The following is an 18,190-nucleotide window of genomic DNA, read 5'->3' on the forward strand; positions in this document are numbered from 1 at the left end:
GTGAAGCGAAGCAGTCCGCTGTCACCGCTGTTGCTGGGAGCCTTCGGGCTCCTGGCCCTTGACTTCCACCCGGTTGCCCACGCAGCCGATGACATAGACCCCCAACTACGCCAGATCAGGCCATCGCTGTTACGCGATGCGCCCGAAGCGGTGCCCGCCCGCCCGCCCATCGGCATGGCCCCGGTCGCCAGCGGCGAGCGCCTGGGGCTGACCGATGCGGTGCTGCAGGCCGCACAGTGGCACCCAAGCATCGCCGAGGCCGTCGGCAACCTGTACAAGCAGGGCGAAGGCATCAACGTCGCCCGCGCCGGGTACTACCCGCAAATTTCCGGCGGTATCCGCACCGGTTATGACACCGGCTACGGCGGCGACCGCAACAGCCAGGCCTTGAACCTGTCGCTCAAGCAAATGCTCTATGACTTCGGCAAGGTCGACAGCGCCGTCAGCGCGGCCCAGGCCGCCGCCGCTCGCGCCCAGGCCAATATCCTGCTGGTGGTCGACGAACTGGCTCGCGACACCGCCTATGCCTGGATCGAAACCCGCCGCTACGAGCAACTGATGACCATCGCCCGCGACCAGGTTCGCGGGGTTGGCGACATTGCCGGCATGGCCCGCCAGCGCAGCGACATGGGCGCCAGCACCCGTTCCGACGTGGTGCAGGCCGAATCTCGTGTGGAAAGCGCCCGCGCCACGCTCGAGGAGTACCAGTCGCAGTACGAGCGCTGGCGCTCGACCCTGGCGGCGCTGATGGGGCGTGTTACCCCACCAGCTCTGACCGAGGATTCACCCGCCGAGCTGAACCAGGCCTGCAAGCGCCCCGCGCAGGGCGATGACCGCCTGCCTGCGGTGCTGATGGCCCTGGCCCAGCGCGCCCAAGGCCAGGCCGAGCTGGCCCAGGCCAAGGCGGAAGCCTACCCGACGGTGTCGTTGCAACCGCAGGTCAACCATTACCTGGACAACGACTACAACCGCGACAACTCACGCATGGACCGCACCCAGGCGGGCATCTACCTGAACGTCGAAGTGCCCATTTACCAGGGCGGTGCCATCAGTGCCCGCACCCGCGCTGCCGGCCATGCGCTGACCGCCGCCGATTCCGCCGAAGATGCGGCACGCCTGCAGGCGCGTCGGGGCCTGGCCGAGGCCATGGCGCAAACCTCCGGGCTGGGCCGCCGGCTGACGTCGCTGGAAGCGCGCCAGGTCAGCATCCAGGAAGCACGCATGCTTTACGGCCGCCAATACCTGGACCTGGGCACGCGGCCACTGCTCGACCTGCTCAACGCCGAGCAGGAGATCTACCAGTCACGCTTCGAACTTGCCGGCACCCGCTCCGACCTGCTGCGCCTGGATGTCGACTGCCTGTACAACACCGGCGCCCTGCGCACGGCCTTTGGCCTTGAGGGGCGCAACCTGCAAGGTGTGGAGATCCAGCCATGAGCGATCCGATCAATGTAACCCTGCCCAACCAGGCGCCTGCCCCAGCGGCCGAAGAAGCTCATCGGCCAGACCTTGGGCCGTGGCTGGAAGTGATGCTTCAGGTCGCACACCACTACCGCCTGGACGTGTCGCCCCAGCGCATTCGCCTGGCCGCCGTGGAGGATGCTCGCCCACTGGACGAAATCCTCCGGCACATGGCCCGTCAGGCCGGGCTGGCCCTGCGCTTCGTGCGCTTCGATGCCAAGGGCCTGCGGCAATGGCGCACGCCGCTGGTGCTGGAGCTGGACGATGGCCAGCTGGCAGTGGTCGAGTCGGTGACCGAAGAGGACGACGTGGCGGTGGTATTCGCCGGCGACCAGGGCCTGACCTCGCGCCTGCCACGCGACACCCTCAAGGGCCGCATCAACCGCGTTGCCCTGCTGCGCCCGGCAAGGCCGCTGCGTGACGTGCGCACCGACGACTACACCGCGCCCTACGACCGCCACTGGTTCGCCCGCATCGTGCTGCGCGACCTGCGCCCCTATGGCCAGGTGATGGTCGCCTCGCTGGTGGCCAACGTGCTGGCGCTGGCCGGGGTGCTGTTCTCGATGCAGGTGTACGACCGGGTGATCCCGGCCGAATCCCTGCCAACCCTTTACGTGCTGTTTGGTGGCGTGGTGCTGGCACTGGTGTTCGACTTCAGCATGCGCCTGCTGCGGCTGAAGGTGACCGACCTGCTCGGCAAACGCGCCGACTTGCGGGTAAGCGACCTGGTCTACGGGCATGCCCTGCGCCTGCGCAACTCGGTGCGGCCGAAATCCACTGGCTCGTTCATCTCGCAACTGCGCGAACTGGAGTCGATCCGCGATCTGATCACCTCAAGCACCGCCACGGCGCTGGCCGATCTGCCGTTCTTTCTGCTGTTCCTGTTGGTGTTCTGGCTGATCGGCGGCGTGCTGGTGTTCATCCCACTGGTCGCGTTGCTGGCCATGGTCCTACCCGGGTTGCTCGCGCAACGGCGCCTGGCACGGCTGGCCAATGCCTCGATGCGCGAGTCGGCGCTGCGCAACGCCATGCTGGTAGAGAGCATCCAGGGCCTGGACGAGATCAAGGCACTGCAGGCCGAGGCACGCTTCGAGCGGCAGTGGAACCAGTACAACGCGGCTTGCGCGCACACCAACCTGCGCCTGCGCACCCTCACCAACGGCCTGGTGACCTGGACGCAGAACGTGCAGGGCGCGGTGTTCGCCGTGGTCATCGTGATCGGTGCACCCATGGTCATCGCCGGCGACCTCACGACCGGTAGCCTGGTGGCGGCGTCGATGCTGTCGTCGCGGATGATGGCCCCGCTGGCGCAACTGACCCATGTGCTGACCCGCTGGCAGCAAGCCAAGGTAGCCCTCCAGGGCCTGGACAAGCTGATGCAGTCGCCGGTCGACCACCCCGAAGGCGAAGCCCGCGTGCACCTGCCGGCCATCCGTGGCGAGTACCGCTTGCGCCAGGCCAACTTCCGCTACAGCGAAGAGTCCCCACCGGTACTGAACATCGGCCAGCTGGATATCCAGCCGGGCGAGCGCATTGCCGTGCTTGGGCGCAACGGTGCTGGCAAATCGACCTTGCTGCAAGCCTTGGGCGGGGCCATGGACCTGGTACAAGGCGAGATCAGCCTGGACGGCATCGCCATGGCCCACCTCGACCCTGCCGACCTACGCCGTGATGTGGGCCTGCTGCCGCAATACGCGCGGCTGTTCCACGGCACCCTGCGGGAAAACCTCACCCTCGGCGCCGGCCAGGCCAGCGACCAGGAACTGGTGGCCGCGCTGGCCGCCACCGGCGCGCTGGACTTCGTCCGCCGTCTGCCCAAGGGCATGGACCACCTGATCCTCGAAGGCGGCCTGGGCTTGTCCGGCGGCCAACGCCAGGCCCTGGTGCTGTCGCGCCTGCTGGTGCGCCAGCCGCAGGTGCTGCTGCTGGACGAGCCGACCGCGTCGCTGGACGACATGACCGAGCGCAAGCTGCTGGATAACCTCGAACGCTTCTGCCAGGGCCGCACCCTGGTGATCGCCACCCACCGTCTGAGCGTGCTGCAACGGGTCGACCGCATTCTGGTGCTGGATGCCGGGCGCATCGTCATCGACGACGCGCGCGACGCCGCCCTGGCCAAACTGCAAGGAGCCCAGGCATGAGCAACCATGAGCTTCCGGCCTCCTACCTGGACGGGCAGGACGATCAGGCGGTATTCCGCGCCGGCCGCATCATCACCCTTTGCGCGCTGATGCTGGCGGCGTTCCTGGCCTGGGCGGCCTGGTTCGAGGTGACCGAAGTGTCCACCGGTACCGGCAAGGTCATCCCCAGTTCGCGCGAGCAGGTGATCCAGTCATTCGAGGGCGGCATCGTCGCGCAGATGAGCGTGGCCGAAGGCGACCTGGTCGAGCGCGGCCAGGTGCTGGCCCAGCTCGACCCGACCAAAACCGCTTCCAGCGTTGGCGAAAGCGAAGCCAAGTACCGTGCCGCCAAGGCGAGCCAGGCCCGCCTGCAGGCAGAAGTGACCGGCAAACCGCTGACCTTCCCGGAAAGCCTGCGCGACTCTCCCGACCTGATCGATGCCGAAACCGCCCTGTACCAGACCCGACGCCGTGGCCTGGAACAGACCCTCGCTGGCATTCAGGACTCGCTGCAACTGGTGCGCAGCGAGCTGCAGATCACCGAGAACCTGGCGAAGATGGGCGCCTCCAGCCGGGTCGAGGTGATCCGCCTGAACCGCCAGCGTTCAGAGCTCGAGCTCAAGGCCAACGAAGCCCGCTCCGACTACCTGGTACGTGCCCGGGAAGAACTGGCCAAGGCCAGCGCCGAAGCGGACAGCCTGTCGGAAGTGATCCGCGGGCGCAGCGACTCGCTCACCCGCCTGACCCTGCGCTCGCCGGTGCGCGGCATCGTCAAGGACATCGAAGTCAATACCTTGGGCGGCGTGGTGCAACCGGGCGGCCAGGTAATGAAAATCGTGCCGATGGACGAGCGCCTGTTGATCGAAACCCGCATCGCCCCGCGTGATATCGCCTTCATCCACCCCGGCCAAGCGGCCAAGGTCAAGATCAGTGCCTATGACTACTCGGTGTATGGCGGGCTGGATGGCAAGGTGGTGGGCATTTCGCCGGATACCCTGCAGGATGAGGTGAAGCCGGAGATCTACTACTACCGCGTGTTCATCCGCACCGAGCAGGACAGCTTGCAGAACAAGGCCGGCAAGCATTTCGCGATCGTGCCGGGGATGATTGCCACGGTGGATATCCGCACCGGTGAGAAGACCATCCTCGATTACCTGATCAAGCCGCTGAACCGGGCCAAGGAGGCCCTGCGCGAACGGTAGTGCATGCCTTGAGTTTTGTGTTGTTGGGGCGACCGAGCGCCGCCCCAACAACACAAAACTCAAGACAATCCCACCAACCCTAAAGCCCAACCCAAACAGGCCGATAACCGGTTATTCCCTGTTCCCCACCGAAGGTCACCATGGCCACGCAAAATGCCCGCGCGGACTCGCTGTCCCTGCTGCTGTTCACCCTGCGCAGCGGCAAGCTGATGGCAATCAACCTGCTCAAGGTCAGCGAGATCATTCCCTGCCCGTCTCTGACCAAGCTGCCCGAGTCGCACCCCCATGTGAAAGGTGTGGCAACCCTGCGCGGCCATTCGCTGTCGGTCATCGACCTGTCCCGCGCCATCGGTGAACAACCACTGGCCGACCCGCAGGGTGGCTGCCTGATCGTCACCGAGATCAGCCGCTCGCGCCAGGGCCTGCATGTGCAGGCGGTCAGCCGCATCGTGCATTGCCTGAGCACCGACATCAAACCGCCACCCTATGCCTCGGGCAACCGCTCGTTCATCACCGGCGTGACCCGCGTCGACAACACCCTGGTGCAGGTGCTGGACATCGAGAAGGTCATTCACGCCATCGCCCCGCCCGTGGCGGAGCCTGCGCACGGCACCTTGAGCGAAGAAGACGCAAGCCTGCTGGCCGCCGCCAACATCCTGGTGGTGGACGACAGCCAGGTGGCCCTGCAGCAGTCGGTGCACACCCTTCGCAACCTGGGCATAGAGTGCCACACCGCACGCAGCGCCAAGGATGCCATCAACGTGCTGCTGGAGCTGCAGGGCACCGCGCAGGAGATCAACATCATCGTCTCCGATATCGAAATGAGCGAAATGGACGGCTACGCCTTCACCCGTACCCTGCGTGAAACACCCGACTTCCAGCACCTGTACGTGCTGCTGCACACCTCGCTGGACAGTGCCATGAGCAGCGAAAAGGCGACCCAGGCCGGGGCCAATGCCATCCTTACCAAGTTCTCTTCACCGGAACTGACCGATTGTCTGGTGGTGGCCGCGCGTACCGTGGTATTCGCCGAGCACTGATATATTCAGAGACAATCTCCCCGGCTTGCCGTCGGGGGTGAGTCGGGCATAATTTGCGCCCTTCGCAAGAAAATTGCCGGAATCACGTATGAAGTTTTTCAGCGCCATCCTGATCAGCTGTGCCCTCTTCAGCGGTATTGCCCAGGCCTCAAGCAGCCAGGCCTGGAACGAGCAGCGCCAGCAGATGCTAAAAGCCTGCTTGGCCGCCAGCCAGTTCAAGGACGCCCACGCCCGCGGCAAGCCCGCCGAGTTCGATGACCAGGTGGGCATGAGTGCCCTGCTCATTGAAGGCGTGTACCCGCAAAAGCACATGCAGAAGCGCACCGGCACCGAACTGTGCCTATACGACCGCCAGCACCAGCGTGCCTTCGTCAGCGAATGGAGCCCGGAAGCCAAGTGACCGACAGCTTGCGTTTCGGCTGTACCGGCTGCGGCAAATGCTGCACCGGGCACCATGTACCTTTGACCCTGGCCGAAGCGCGCCGCTGGGCGCAGGATGCAGGCCAGGTGATCGTGCTGATCGAGGCCTTCGTGACCGACGGCCCCGGTATGCCGCTGGAGCAGCGTGATCATGTGCTGCGCCGTTCCCATCCGGTGCAGTGCGGCGACGGCGAGGCACGCGTTTCGGTGACCTTTGCCGCATTCAACCCTGGGCGTTGCCGCAACCTCGACGACAACGACCTGTGCACCATCTATGACCAGCGCCCGCTGGTCTGTCGCATCTATCCGGTGGAAATCAACCCCCATATTCCGCTACGCCCGGACACCAAGGACTGCCCGCCGGAGGCCTGGCAACAGGGCCCGGAGCTGATCCATGGCACGCAGTTGGTCGACGCCGAGCTAAAGGCGCTGGTACAAGCCTCGCGCCAGGCCGACCGCGACGACATTGCCATCAAGGTGGCGGTGTGCCAGGCACTGGGCATGACGACCAGTGCGCTCAAGGGCAATGGGTTTACCGCGTACCTGCCAGACATGGGGGCGTTTGCCACGGCCCTGGCGCAGGTGCAGGGAGATGACGCCGCGCAGTGGACCTTGCATGTGCAGGATGAAGCGCTGGCGGGGAGCTTGCAGGGGCTTGGTTTGCGCACGACCAACGAAACCCCGCTGTACTACGCCTTTATCGGTTTCTAGCCAAGACGCACGCCCCCCTTGTAGGAGCGGCCTTGTGTCGCGATCGGGCTGCGAAGCAGCCCCCGGATTTCAGCGTTACCCCATAGATTGCCGGGGCCGCTTCGCGGCCCGATCGCGACACAAGGCCGCTCCTACACGGAATCGTATTCTGCGGCAGGCGAAACTGACAGCGCTGTCAGCCAGCGGTCACGCTGCCGACCCGGTTGGGGGGCTATAAGATTGAATACCGACAACCGTTCCCTCCTACCTGGTCAAGGTGCCCGCACCGATGCGACGTCCGTCCCGCTCAGTCATCCTCGCCGCCTTGGCGCTTCTGGTCCTGGTGGTAGCGGGCATCTGGTTCGGCCAGCGCCAACCCGAACCGGCCGCCCGCGCACAAACCGCCATCCCTGTGCGCGTTGTCAGCGTTGCCCAGCAAGACGTGCCGCGCTATGCCAGCGCCATCGGCTCGGTGCTGTCGTTGCACAGCGTCGAGGTCAGGCCGCAAGTCGAGGGGATACTCACGCAAGTGCTGGTCAAGGAAGGTCAGTGGGTCAAGGAGGGCGACCTGCTCGCCACCCTCGATGATCGCAGCATCCGCGCCAGCCTCGACCAGGCCCGCGCCCAGCTCGGCCAAAGCCAGGCTCAGATCCAGGTGGCCGGCGTCGACCTCAAGCGCTACCGCCTGCTCAGCAGCGATGACGGCGTGTCCAAGCAGACCCTTGACCAGCAACAGGCGCTGGTCAACCAGTTGCAGGCCACGGTCAAGGGCAACCAGGCCGCCATCGCCAACGCCGAGGTGCAACTCTCCTACACGCAGATCCGCTCGCCGGTCACCGGGCGCGTCGGCATCCGCAACGTCGACCCTGGCAACCTGGTGCGCACCAGCGATACCCAAGGGCTGTTCAGCGTCACCCAGATCGACCCGATCGCCGTCGAATTCGCCCTGCCACAGCAAATGCTGCCAACCCTGCAGAGCCTGCTGAAGGCGCCAACCCCGGCGCTGGTGCAGGCCTATATGGACGCCGATGGCGAACGCAGCCTGCTCGGCGAAGGCCATCTGGCACTGATCGACAACCAGATTTCCGCCACCACCGGCACCGTGCGGGTAAAAGCCGAGTTCGACAACAAGGACGGCCGCCTGTGGCCAGGCCAGTTGGTCACCATTCGCCTGCGCACAGCTGTGGAAGAAAACGCCCTGGTGGTGCCGCCGCCCGTGGTGCAACGCGGCGTCGACGGGCACTTCGTCTACCGCCTGGACGGCGACAAGGTCACCAGCGTGCCGGTCAAGGTGCTGTACCAGGACAGCGGGCTGAACATCATAGCCGGGGTCAAGCCGGGCGAGCGCCTGGTGCTCGATGGCCAGTCGCGGCTCAAGCCGGGCTCACGGGTCGAGATCACCCATGACGCCCCCGTGCCGTCGGAAATGGCGGATCGCCGGAGCCAGCCATGAACACGCGCAACGGTGTTTCGGCCTGGTGCATCGACCATCCCATCGCCACCTTGCTGCTGACCTTCGCCCTGGTGCTGCTGGGGGCCATCGCCTTCCCGCGCCTGCCGGTGGCGCCACTGCCCGAGGCAGACTTCCCGACCATCCAGGTCACGGCCCAACTGCCCGGCGCCAGCCCGGAAACCATGGCCTCGTCGGTCGCCACGCCCCTGGAAGTGCAGTTCAGCGCCATCCCCGGCATGACCCAGATGACCAGCAGCAGTGCGCTGGGCTCGACCACCCTGATCTTGCAGTTCACCCTGGACAAGAACATCGACACTGCCGCCCAGGAAGTACAGGCAGCGATCAACACCGCCACTGCGCGCCTGCCGCAAGACCTGCCCAACCCGCCGACCTGGCGCAAGGTCAACCCAGCCGACAGCCCGGTGCTGGTAATGACGGTCAGTTCCGACCAAATGCCCGGCAACGACCTCAGCGACTACGCCGAAACCCTGCTGGCCCGCCAACTGAGCCAGATCGAAGGGGTGGGCCTGATCAACATCACCGGCCAATTACGCCCGGCCATCCGCGTGCAGGCGCAGCCCGAAAAACTGGCCGCCATCGGCCTGACCCTGGCCGACCTGCGCCAGGCCATCCAGCAAACCAGCCTGAACCTGGCCAAGGGCGCGCTCTACGGCGAGCACAGCGTGTCGACCATCGCCGCCAACGACCAGCTGTTCCACCCCGAGGACTACGCGCAACTGATCGTCTCGTACCGCGACGGCGCCCCCGTGCACCTGAAGGACGTGGCCAAGGTGATCAACGGCGCCGAAAACGCCTATGTCAAAGCCTGGTCCGGCGACCAGCCGGGGCTGAACCTGGTGATCTTCCGCCAGCCTGGGGCCAACATCGTCGATACCGTGGACCGGGTACTGGCCGCCCTGCCCAAGCTGCAAGAGATGCTGCCGGCCTCGGTCGAGGTGTCGGTGCTGCAGGACCGCACCCAGACCATCCGCGCCTCGCTGCACGAAGTGGAACTGACCCTGATGATCGCAGTGGCCCTGGTGATCGGGGTCATGGCGCTGTTCCTGCGCCAGTGGTCGGCGACAATGGTGGTGTCCAGCGTGCTCGGTGTATCGCTGATCGCCAGCTGCGCGCTGATGTACGTACTGGGTTTCAGCCTGAACAACCTCACCCTGGTGGCCATCGTCATCTCGGTGGGCTTCGTGGTGGATGATGCCATCGTGGTGGTGGAGAACATCCATCGCCACCTGGAGGCCGGCGACGACAGCCGCACGGCGGCGCTCAAGGGCGCTGGGGAAATCGGCTTTACCGTGGTGTCGATCAGTTTCTCGCTGATTGCCGCGTTCATCCCGCTGCTGTTCATGGGCGGTGTGGTCGGCAGGCTGTTCAAGGAATTCGCCCTCACTGCCACCGCCACCATTTTGATTTCGGTGGTGGTCTCGTTGACCTTGGCGCCAACCCTGTGCGCACTGTTCATGCGCCGCCCGCCCGGCGAGCACAAGGGTGGGTTTGGCGAGCGCCTGGTCAAGTGGTATGAAAAAGGCTTGAACCGGGCCCTCGCCCACCAGCGCCTGACCCTCGGTGTATTCGGTGTGACCCTGGCGCTGGCGGTGGCAGGTTACGTGGGCATCCCCAAGGGCTTCTTCCCCCTGCAGGACACCGGCTTCATCCTGGGCACCAGCGAAGCGGCGGCGGATGTGTCATACCCGTCGATGATCGAGAAGCACCAGGCACTGGCCAAAATCATCGGCGCAGACCCTGCGGTGCGTGCGTTCTCCCATTCGGTGGGCGTTACCGGCAGCAACCAGACCATCGCCAACGGCCGCTTCTGGATCGCCCTCAAGCCGCGCGGCGAACGCGATGTCTCGGCCAGCGAACTGATCGACCGGCTGCGGCCCAAGCTGGCCCAGGTACCGGGCATCGTGCTGTACATGCGCGCCGGTCAGGACATCAACCTCAGCTCCGGGCCCTCGCGCACCCAGTACCAGTATGTGCTCAAGAGCAACGATGGCGACGCGCTTAACCTGTGGACCCAGCGCCTGACCGACCGCCTGCGGGAAAACCCGGCGTTCCGCGACTTGTCCAATGACCTGCAGTTGGGCGCCAGTGTCACCCGCATCGATATCGACCGCCAGGCCGCAGCACGTTTCGGCCTGACCACCACCGACGTCGACCAGGCCCTGTACGACGCCTTCGGCCAGCGGCAGATCAGCGAATTCCAGACCGAGACCAACCAGTACAAGGTGATCCTGGAACTGGACGCGCGCCAGCGCGGCAAGGCCGAAAGCCTCAACTACTTCTACCTGCGCTCGCCGCTGACCAACCAAATGGTGCCACTGTCGGCCGTGGCCCACGTGGCGCCACCCAGCACCGGCCCGCTGTCGATCAGCCACGATGGCCTGTTCCCGGCCGCCAACCTGTCGTTCAACCTGGCGCCCGGCGTGGCCCTGGGCGATGCGGTGAGCATCCTTGATCGCACCCAGCGCGAACTGGGCATGCCGGACTCGATCAGCGGCAACTTCCAGGGCGCGGCGCAGGCATTTCAAAGCTCGCTGTCGAGCCAGCCGTGGCTGATTCTGGCGGCACTGGTGGCGGTGTACATCATTCTCGGTGTGCTGTACGAAAGCTTCGTCCACCCGCTGACGATCATCTCCACCCTGCCCTCGGCCGGCCTGGGTGCGCTGATTTTGCTGTGGGCCATGGGCCAGGACTTCAGCATCATGGGGCTGATTGGTGTGGTGCTGCTGATCGGTATCGTCAAGAAAAACGGCATCCTGCTGATCGACTTCGCCCTCGAAGCGCAGCGCCATCACGGCCTGACACCTGAACAGGCGATTCACCAGGCGTGCCTGACGCGCTTCCGGCCGATCATCATGACCACCCTGGCAGCCTTGCTCGGCGCCGTGCCGCTGATGTTCGGTTTTGGTACTGGGGCCGAGCTGCGCCAACCGCTGGGCATTGCGGTGGTCGGCGGCCTGCTGGTGAGCCAGGCGCTGACGCTGTTCACCACCCCGGTCATATACTTGGCCCTGGAGCGCCTGTTCCACCGCCGCCAGGCTGCCCGAACGGCAGCGCCAAGTGCCAGTTAGGACAAGACCATGCGTGTGCTGATCATCGAAGACGAAGAAAAAACCGCCGACTACCTGCATCGCGGCCTGAGCGAACAGGGCTTTACCGTGGACCTGGCGCGGGACGGCATCGATGGCCTGCACCTGGCCTTGGAGGGTGACTACGCGGTAATCGTGCTGGATGTGATGCTGCCAGGCCTGGACGGTTATGGCGTGCTGCGCGCCTTGCGCGCTCGCAAGCAAACGCCGGTGATCATGCTGACCGCCCGCGAGCGTGTCGAAGACCGCATCCATGGGCTGCGTGAGGGCGCTGACGATTACCTGGGCAAGCCGTTCTCGTTCCTCGAACTGGTCGCCCGCCTGCAGGCCCTGACCCGGCGCAGCAGCAGCCACGAACCGCTGCAGGTGCAGGTGGCAGACCTGTGGATCGACCTGATGGCGCGCAAGGCCACTCGCGCCGGTCAACGCCTGGATCTGACGGCCAAGGAGTTCTCGTTATTGAGCGTGCTGGCCCGGCGGCAGGGTGAAATCCTGTCGAAGACGGCGATTGCCGAGCTGGTCTGGGACATCAACTTCGACAGCGATGCCAACGTCGTGGAAGTGGCAATCAAGCGCCTGCGCGCGAAACTCGACGGGCCTTTCGACAACAAGTTGCTGCACACCATCCGAGGCATGGGCTATGTCCTGGAAAACCGTGCGGGGTAACTCCATCGCGCTGCGCCTGTCGGCGTTGTTCATCCTGGTGGCGCTGGGTGTGTTCGTGCTGATCGGCTCGGCGCTGTACCGCCAGGTCGATCGCAGCCTCGACTTGCTGCCACAGGCGGAGCTGGATGCGCGCTTCAGCGTGCTCGAATCCACCCTCAACCGCTATGGCACACCCGACCACTGGGCCAAGATCAACAACAAGCTCAACCTGCTTAGCGAAGAGGACAAGCGCATTCGCTTCTGGGTGGTCAGCAGCAACCCGGCCTATGAATACGGCCACCCCAGCGAGCTGGTGCGTGCCTTCGCCGAAGGGCCGCAAGGCATGCGCGACTTGCGTCTGCCTGACCGGCCCTACCCATACAAAGTACTGGTCAGCGAACTGCCGGCGCTGGGCGAGCGGCCGGCGTTGCGTTTTCTGATCGGCATTGACACCGAAACCTTCTGGCAGGCACAGCACAGCCTGCTGGTGGCGATTGTCGGGCTGGCCGTGCTTGGCGTGCTGCTGGCTTCAGTGCTGGGCTACTGGGTGGCGCGCATTGGCCTGCGGCCGCTGCTGGCGTTGTCCAACGAGGCCCAGGCACTGGCGCCACCTCGCCTGGACGGGCGCTTGCAGACCCACGCGCTGGCCCCGGAGCTGGCGCAGTTTGCCGGCGCCTTCAACGCTGCGCTCGACCGCGTCAGCCAGGCCTATTCGCGGCTGGAAGCGTTCAACGCCGACGTAGCCCACGAACTGCGTTCGCCGCTGACCAACCTGATCGGTCAGACCCAGGTGGCGCTGACCCGTGGCCGCAGCGCCGAGCACTACTTCGAAGTGCTGCAATCGAACCTGGAAGAGCTGGAGCGCCTGCGCAGCATCATCAACGACATGCTGTTCCTGGCCAGCGCCGATCAAGGCAGCAAGGCCACCGCCCTGACCCAGGCCTCGCTGGCCGAGGAAGTAGCGACCACCCTCGACTACCTGGATTACATCCTCGAAGACGCGCAGGTCAGCGTGAGCGTGACCGGCGACGCCCAGGCGCCGATTGAAAAAGCCCAGCTGCGCCGGGCGCTGATCAACCTGCTGAACAACGCCGTGCAGCACACCGCACCACACCAGGTGATCCAGGTGCGGATCGATGCCCGGCCGGAACAGGTCAGCATTGCCGTGAGTAACCCGGGGCCGGCAATTGATGATGAGCACCTGCCGTTACTGTTCGAACGTTTCTACCGGGTGGATGCTGCACGCAGCAACAGTGGTGGTGGCAACCATGGGTTGGGCTTGGCGATCGTCAAGGCGATCGCGCTGATGCATGGTGGGGAGGTGTTTGTACGCAGTGCAGCGGGGGCCAATACCTTCGGTATCCAGTTACCCACCCACAGGGACCGCGTCTAGGACGGGGGTTTGCGGCGAAAGTACTATTGCTTTCTCATGAATCGTTACCTTTTGCGCAACAGTGCTTATCGCACTTCGCTCTGTTTCAAGTGCATTGAAAGGGCTAACTTTACCCCCGTCCTCATTAGCACTTGCACCGCAAGAAGGTAGTTTCAAATGTCCAACAGTATGGGTATTGCCAGCGTCTTCGTCCTGTCTTCCCTGTTGTTGTCGCCCCTGGCCATGGCCGAAGAATCCCAGGCTTTCGTCGCCCGTAATGCTGAGTTCGCCGCTGTCCATCAAGAGGCCCGCGACGCGGTAGCCGCAAATAAGGCAGACGCCGCCAAAGACGCAAAACAGACAGCTTCCAAAGTTTCTGTCGATGCCAATGCCGACAGCTGATCACGCGCTGTCACTGCTCCCGTTTTCCCTTGGCTACGCCATGGGCACCACCGGTGCCGATATGTTAGCCTTTTAAAGCCGCTGCCAATCAGCGGCTTTTTTTATGTGCTTTAACTCTCAGCCCGGCTGTAACGTCACCCTATAAAAAAGACGCACATTCAAAAATAAAAACTGCCCCACCGTCAGACCAAAGGAGCTAGTACCGGTGCCTTCCGCGTTTCGTTTTACCCCGCTTTTCATTGCGTTGACTGCAACGATCCCTTTCGCCGCCCAGGCAGATGAAGACAAGGCTGATGGCTTCATCGAAGGGTCGTCCTTCAACCTGCATTTTCGTAATGCCTACTTCAACCGCGACAACCACAACGCTGGCGTGCGCGACACCCGCGAATGGGGCCAGGGCGCGGTTGCGCGCTTCGAGTCGGGTTACACCCCCGGTGTCATCGGCTTTGGCCTGGACGCCCATGCCATGTTGGGCCTGAAGCTCGACGGCGGTGGCGGCCATGCCGGCACCAGCATCCTGCCTGAGCACATCAAGGACGACGGCGAACTGGGGGCTGCCCCGCACTCGTTCTCCACGGCTGGCGCTGCGGTCAAGCTCAAGGCCTTCGACACCGAACTGAAAGCTGGTGACCTGTTCCTCACCAACCCGGTGATCGCCGGCGGCGAAACCCGCATGCTGCCGCAAACCTTCCGTGGTGTGAGCCTGACCAACACCAGCATCGACGGCCTGCTGCTCGAAGGCGGCCAGGTGAGCTTCACCCACCCCTACAACCAGAGCGGCCACCGCCGCATCGACACCTACTACGGGTCGCTGGACGAGCACGACAAGAGCAAGCACCTGAACTGGGCCGGCGCATCGTGGAGCGGTACCGAGAACATCACCGCCAACCTGTACGCCGCCGAGCTGAAGGACATCTGGAACCAGTACTACGCTGACTTCGACTACACCTACGTGGTCAATGACCTGGTCAGCCTGAACCCGGGCGTGCACTTCTACCACACCCAGGACACCGGCCAGGCCCTGCTGGGCAAGATCGACAACAACACCTACAGCGTGCACTTCACCGTCAACGCCGGGTTCCACAGCATCACCGCCGCCTACCAGCGCGTGAACGGCAACACGCCGTTCGACTACATCAACCTGGGCGACAGCGTGTACCTGGACAACTCGCGCATGTACTCGGACTTCAACGCGCCGAACGAGCGCTCGTGGAAGCTGCAGTACGACTATGACTTCGCCGGTGTCGGCGTGCCAGGCCTGACCACTTCGCTGTCGTACTCGCGCGGTGAAGCCGACCTGACCAAGGCCACCCAGGACACCACGCATTACGACTACTACCGGGAAGATGGCAAGAACGCCATGCACTGGGAACGCGACCTGGACGTGAAGTACGTGTTCCAGGCGGGTGACCTGAAGGACCTGTCGGTACTGGTGCGCTACGCCACCCACCGTGGCAGCCAGGGTTATGCGTCGATCGACAGCAACAGCGACAACGACGAAGTACGCGTGATCGTGGATTACCCGCTTAACGTGTTCTGATCGCCGTTTGTAAACAATACATATGACTCTGTGGGAGCGGGTTCACCCGCGAACACCGGCGAAGCCGGTGCCAAGCACCGCGGTGGATTCTTCGCGGGTAAACCCGCTCCCACAGGGTTCGGCGTGAAGCCGAAATACAGCTCTGCGTGATTCCGTCGGACAAATCTTGTCCGACAATCTCTGCTTCCCTAGAATATTGCCGCCGCGAATGGCCCTGCCCACGCAGTAGCGAGCATGCCCACCCAATCCCCGCGTTTCCCAGTCTACAGGTCGCACCCCGAACTGATCCTCAACCTGGGCAGTTGCCTTGCCGTGCTCGCCATCGTGGCTATCGTCAGCTACCTGCTGGCCCGCGAGCGCGACAGCGTCGAGCTGTCGGCGGTGCGCGCGTCGAACAACATCGTCCAGCTGATCGAAAGCGACATCCTGCGCAACGCCGAACTGTACGACCAGTCGCTGCAAGGCCTGATCTGGGCCGTCGGGCGCAAGGACCTGGCGCAAACTCCTGGCCCACTGCGCCAGCGCCTGCTGTTCAATGAAGCGTTCGTCGACCGCAAGCGCGGTGACGTGCTGTGGCTGGACAAACAAGGCAACGTCGTCGGCGATTCCACCAGCAGCGTGCCGCGCAAGGCCAACTTCGGCGACACCGGGGTGTTCAAGGCTCACCAGCACAATGCCAACCTCGGCCTGCTGGTAGGCCCGCCGTTCAAGGCCAAGCTCGGCGACCTGGACTGGTGCATCAGTTTCAGCCGGCGTATCTCCGGCCCCAATGGCGAGTTCGCCGGGTTGGCGGCGGGTGCGCTGCGCCTGTCGTACTTCAGTGAACTGTTCCAGCGCCTGGACATCGGGGATGACAGCAGCATCAACCTGTTCAATACCGACGGGCAGTTGCTCGCCCGCCAGCCCTCCCGCGTGCACGACCCGCTGATCGGCAGCAACTACGCCGAACGGCCCAACTTCAAGCGCATCCTCAGTGAACGCAGCGGCAGCTTCACCGCCCGCTCCGGCGGCAGCGGCAAACCGCGCATGTATACCTTCGCCCGTGTCGCGCAATTGCCCCTGATCGTGTTGGTGGTGCACTCGGCCGACGAGGTGTTTGAATCCTGGCGCCGCACCGCGATTCTGGTCAGCGTCGCCACCGGGGTGCTGTGCGTCGGCATTCTCTGGCTGACGCTGCTGCTGGGTCGTGAATTGCGCCGCCGCCACGAAGCCGAAGAAGGCTTGGCCACGCTGGCGGCCACTGACAGCCTGACGGGCCTGGCCAACCGCCGCCGACTGGATCTGGTGTTGCGCCAGGAATGGGCGCGCGCCCAACGTAACCGCAAGCCACTGGCGGTGCTGATGGTCGATGTGGACCATTTCAAGGCATTCAACCAACGCCATGGCCACGCCGGTGGCGACCACGCCCTGCGCGAAGTGGCCAAGACTATCGAGGCTTGTATCCGTCGCCCGGCGGACCTGGCTGCGCGCTATGGAGGGGAGGAGTTTCAGGTAGTGCTGCCAGAAACCGACCTGGCCGGTGCGCAGCTGCTGGCTGAACGCATCCGTGCGAGCGTCGAGGCGCTGGCGCCGTTTGCCGATGATGCCCACGCGGTTACGGTGAGCATTGGCATCGGCCTGTCCGGCACCCAGCATGACCTGAGCAGGGTGCTGGGTGCCGCGGATGAAGCGCTCTACCGGGCCAAAGCCAAAGGCCGCAACCGGGTAGAGAGCCCGGCCGATTAGGAACGGGCGCGGGCGGAGTCGCGCAGGGCTTTGACCTGGTCATGGTTGCGCTGCACGCCTTGCAGCTGTTTTTCCACCAGGCTGTAGGTCGTGTCGCTGGCAGTGCGGCCCAGCTTCACCAGTTTTTCGCGGGCTTCCTTGTAGGCTTTGAGGGCGTGGTCTTCACCGCGCTCCACTTCGTTCAGCACCGCTTCTTCGTCCTTGCCAGTAACCATCGACTTGAGGTTGACCCAGCCGCGGTGCAGGTCGCCGCTGATGCTGGTGGAGGTTTCCGGGTCGCCGCCCAGGCGGCGCACTTCGCTCTGCAGTTCACCGGCCGCGTTGGCGCACTCGCTGGCACGCTGGACGAAGAACGCTTTCAGCTCGGCGTTCTTCACATCATCGGCCGAGGCCTTGAAGCCCTTCTCGCCATCCTTGCTGTACTCGATCAGGTCGTTGAGCACGTCAATCACGTCTTTGTTGGGGTTGCTCATGGTCGAACTCCTTGGCAGGTGATAGTCATCTACACAGGTGCAGCGTTCGTGCCATGCTGCCAGATAAATAAAACCGCTTATTATTCAGATAGTTACAAAACAAATGACGCGGACTGGCAACGGCGTTCTGCATGATTGCCGCTTGGGGCTTCGTGCAGATTGCAGTATGGTCGGCGCTTTTGAACAACCAGGTGCGCCGTAGATGAAGCCGGAAACCCTCGAACTGCTGGTGACCCGCAGCATGCCGTTCGGCAAGTACCAAGGGCGAATCATTGCCGACCTGCCGGGGGACTACCTGGCGTGGTTCGCGTGCAAGGGTTTCCCGGCGGGAGAACTGGGTGGGTTACTGGCGTTGATGCATGAGATCGACCACAACGGGCTGGGTGATCTGTTGGTGCCGTTACGCAAGAAACATGGGCGCTGACAGGTCAAGTCGGGCTTAGTGAGAGCGGCCTTGTATCGCGAAAGGGCCGCAAAGCGGCCCCAGCAATCTATGCGGCGAAGCTGAAATCTGGGGCTGCCATGCAGCCCGTTCGCGAC

At 64.2% G+C, this 18,190-nt stretch carries 15 protein-coding genes; 14 read left to right on the forward strand and 1 reads right to left on the reverse strand.

The genetic code is table 11. The features are described from left to right. The 13 genes from Q9451_RS26595 to Q9451_RS26655 all read left to right on the forward strand — a co-directional run bounded on the left by Q9451_RS26595 (position 1) and on the right by Q9451_RS26655 (position 17,177). Positions 1–1,437, forward strand: a complete 1,437-nt coding sequence (locus tag Q9451_RS26595; RefSeq protein WP_012270553.1) for a TolC family outer membrane protein — start codon at positions 1–3, stop codon at positions 1,435–1,437. After that, positions 1,434–3,602 (forward strand): type I secretion system permease/ATPase, encoded by a 2,169-nt coding sequence (locus Q9451_RS26600; RefSeq protein ID WP_012270552.1) that lies wholly within the window; start codon positions 1,434–1,436, stop codon positions 3,600–3,602. Before Q9451_RS26595 ends, Q9451_RS26600 begins: the two co-directional genes overlap by 4 nt. Continuing rightward, a complete protein-coding gene (locus tag Q9451_RS26605) occupies positions 3,599–4,783 on the forward strand; it encodes an HlyD family type I secretion periplasmic adaptor subunit (RefSeq protein ID WP_012270551.1) in 1,185 nt (394 codons plus the stop codon). The genes Q9451_RS26600 and Q9451_RS26605 overlap by 4 nt, the downstream gene beginning before the upstream one ends. A 140-nt stretch (positions 4,784–4,923) precedes the next feature. Further along, a complete protein-coding gene (locus Q9451_RS26610) occupies positions 4,924–5,823 on the forward strand; it encodes a chemotaxis protein (protein ID WP_012270550.1) in 900 nt (299 codons plus the stop codon). Between the two features lie 88 nt (positions 5,824–5,911). Further along, entirely contained in the window at positions 5,912–6,223 is a 312-nt protein-coding gene (locus tag Q9451_RS26615) for a hypothetical protein (protein ID WP_012270549.1), read from the forward strand. Further along, positions 6,220–6,954 (forward strand): YkgJ family cysteine cluster protein, encoded by a 735-nt coding sequence (locus Q9451_RS26620; RefSeq protein ID WP_012270548.1) that lies wholly within the window; start codon positions 6,220–6,222, stop codon positions 6,952–6,954. Before Q9451_RS26615 ends, Q9451_RS26620 begins: the two co-directional genes overlap by 4 nt. Before the next feature lie 268 nt (positions 6,955–7,222). Next, the gene (locus tag Q9451_RS26625; protein WP_012270547.1) at positions 7,223–8,386 is read left to right on the forward strand and encodes an efflux RND transporter periplasmic adaptor subunit; all 1,164 of its coding nucleotides are present in this window, start codon (positions 7,223–7,225) and stop codon (positions 8,384–8,386) included. After that, the gene (locus Q9451_RS26630) at positions 8,383–11,475 is read left to right on the forward strand and encodes a multidrug efflux RND transporter permease subunit (protein ID WP_012270546.1); all 3,093 of its coding nucleotides are present in this window, start codon (positions 8,383–8,385) and stop codon (positions 11,473–11,475) included. Before Q9451_RS26625 ends, Q9451_RS26630 begins: the two co-directional genes overlap by 4 nt. A 9-nt stretch (positions 11,476–11,484) precedes the next feature. Next, the gene (locus Q9451_RS26635) at positions 11,485–12,159 is read left to right on the forward strand and encodes a heavy metal response regulator transcription factor (protein ID WP_012270545.1); all 675 of its coding nucleotides are present in this window, start codon (positions 11,485–11,487) and stop codon (positions 12,157–12,159) included. Next, positions 12,134–13,531, forward strand: a complete 1,398-nt coding sequence (locus Q9451_RS26640; RefSeq protein WP_012270544.1) for a heavy metal sensor histidine kinase — start codon at positions 12,134–12,136, stop codon at positions 13,529–13,531. Before Q9451_RS26635 ends, Q9451_RS26640 begins: the two co-directional genes overlap by 26 nt. Positions 13,532–13,687: 156 nt before the next feature. Continuing rightward, a complete protein-coding gene (locus tag Q9451_RS26645; RefSeq protein WP_012270543.1) occupies positions 13,688–13,912 on the forward strand; it encodes a hypothetical protein in 225 nt (74 codons plus the stop codon). A gap of 205 nt (positions 13,913–14,117) precedes the next feature. Further along, positions 14,118–15,452 (forward strand): OprD family porin, encoded by a 1,335-nt coding sequence (locus Q9451_RS26650; protein WP_012270542.1) that lies wholly within the window; start codon positions 14,118–14,120, stop codon positions 15,450–15,452. A 234-nt stretch (positions 15,453–15,686) separates the two neighbouring features. Then, complete coding sequence (locus Q9451_RS26655) at positions 15,687–17,177, forward strand: sensor domain-containing diguanylate cyclase (RefSeq protein WP_345960809.1); 1,491 nt, start codon at positions 15,687–15,689, stop codon at positions 17,175–17,177. On the opposite strand, the gene Q9451_RS26660 is transcribed toward Q9451_RS26655, so the two are convergent. After that, positions 17,174–17,650, reverse strand: coding sequence for a PA2169 family four-helix-bundle protein (locus tag Q9451_RS26660; protein WP_012270540.1), 477 nt, complete (start codon positions 17,648–17,650; stop codon positions 17,174–17,176). The genes Q9451_RS26655 and Q9451_RS26660 overlap by 4 nt on opposite strands. Before the next feature lie 202 nt (positions 17,651–17,852). Here Q9451_RS26660 and Q9451_RS26665 point away from each other — a divergent pair, with 202 nt between their 5' ends. After that, complete coding sequence (locus tag Q9451_RS26665; protein ID WP_012270539.1) at positions 17,853–18,074, forward strand: DUF3820 family protein; 222 nt, start codon at positions 17,853–17,855, stop codon at positions 18,072–18,074. Positions 18,075–18,190: the final 116 nt, after the last annotated feature.

Source organism: Pseudomonas sp. NY8896, from assembly GCF_039634505.1.

Coding starts and splice junctions, on each gene's coding strand:
- Q9451_RS26600 (WP_012270552.1), top strand. CDS start 1,434: ATGAGCGATCCGATCAATGTAACCCTGCCCAACCAGGCGCCTGCCCCA.
- Q9451_RS26605 (WP_012270551.1), top strand. CDS start 3,599: ATGAGCAACCATGAGCTTCCGGCCTCCTACCTGGACGGGCAGGACGAT.
- Q9451_RS26610 (WP_012270550.1), top strand. CDS start 4,924: ATGGCCACGCAAAATGCCCGCGCGGACTCGCTGTCCCTGCTGCTGTTC.
- Q9451_RS26615 (WP_012270549.1), top strand. CDS start 5,912: ATGAAGTTTTTCAGCGCCATCCTGATCAGCTGTGCCCTCTTCAGCGGT.
- Q9451_RS26625 (WP_012270547.1), top strand. CDS start 7,223: ATGCGACGTCCGTCCCGCTCAGTCATCCTCGCCGCCTTGGCGCTTCTG.
- Q9451_RS26630 (WP_012270546.1), top strand. CDS start 8,383: ATGAACACGCGCAACGGTGTTTCGGCCTGGTGCATCGACCATCCCATC.
- Q9451_RS26635 (WP_012270545.1), top strand. CDS start 11,485: ATGCGTGTGCTGATCATCGAAGACGAAGAAAAAACCGCCGACTACCTG.
- Q9451_RS26640 (WP_012270544.1), top strand. CDS start 12,134: ATGTCCTGGAAAACCGTGCGGGGTAACTCCATCGCGCTGCGCCTGTCG.
- Q9451_RS26645 (WP_012270543.1), top strand. CDS start 13,688: ATGTCCAACAGTATGGGTATTGCCAGCGTCTTCGTCCTGTCTTCCCTG.
- Q9451_RS26655 (WP_345960809.1), top strand. CDS start 15,687: ATGCCCACCCAATCCCCGCGTTTCCCAGTCTACAGGTCGCACCCCGAA.
- Q9451_RS26660 (WP_012270540.1), bottom strand. CDS start 17,650: ATGAGCAACCCCAACAAAGACGTGATTGACGTGCTCAACGACCTGATC.
- Q9451_RS26665 (WP_012270539.1), top strand. CDS start 17,853: ATGAAGCCGGAAACCCTCGAACTGCTGGTGACCCGCAGCATGCCGTTC.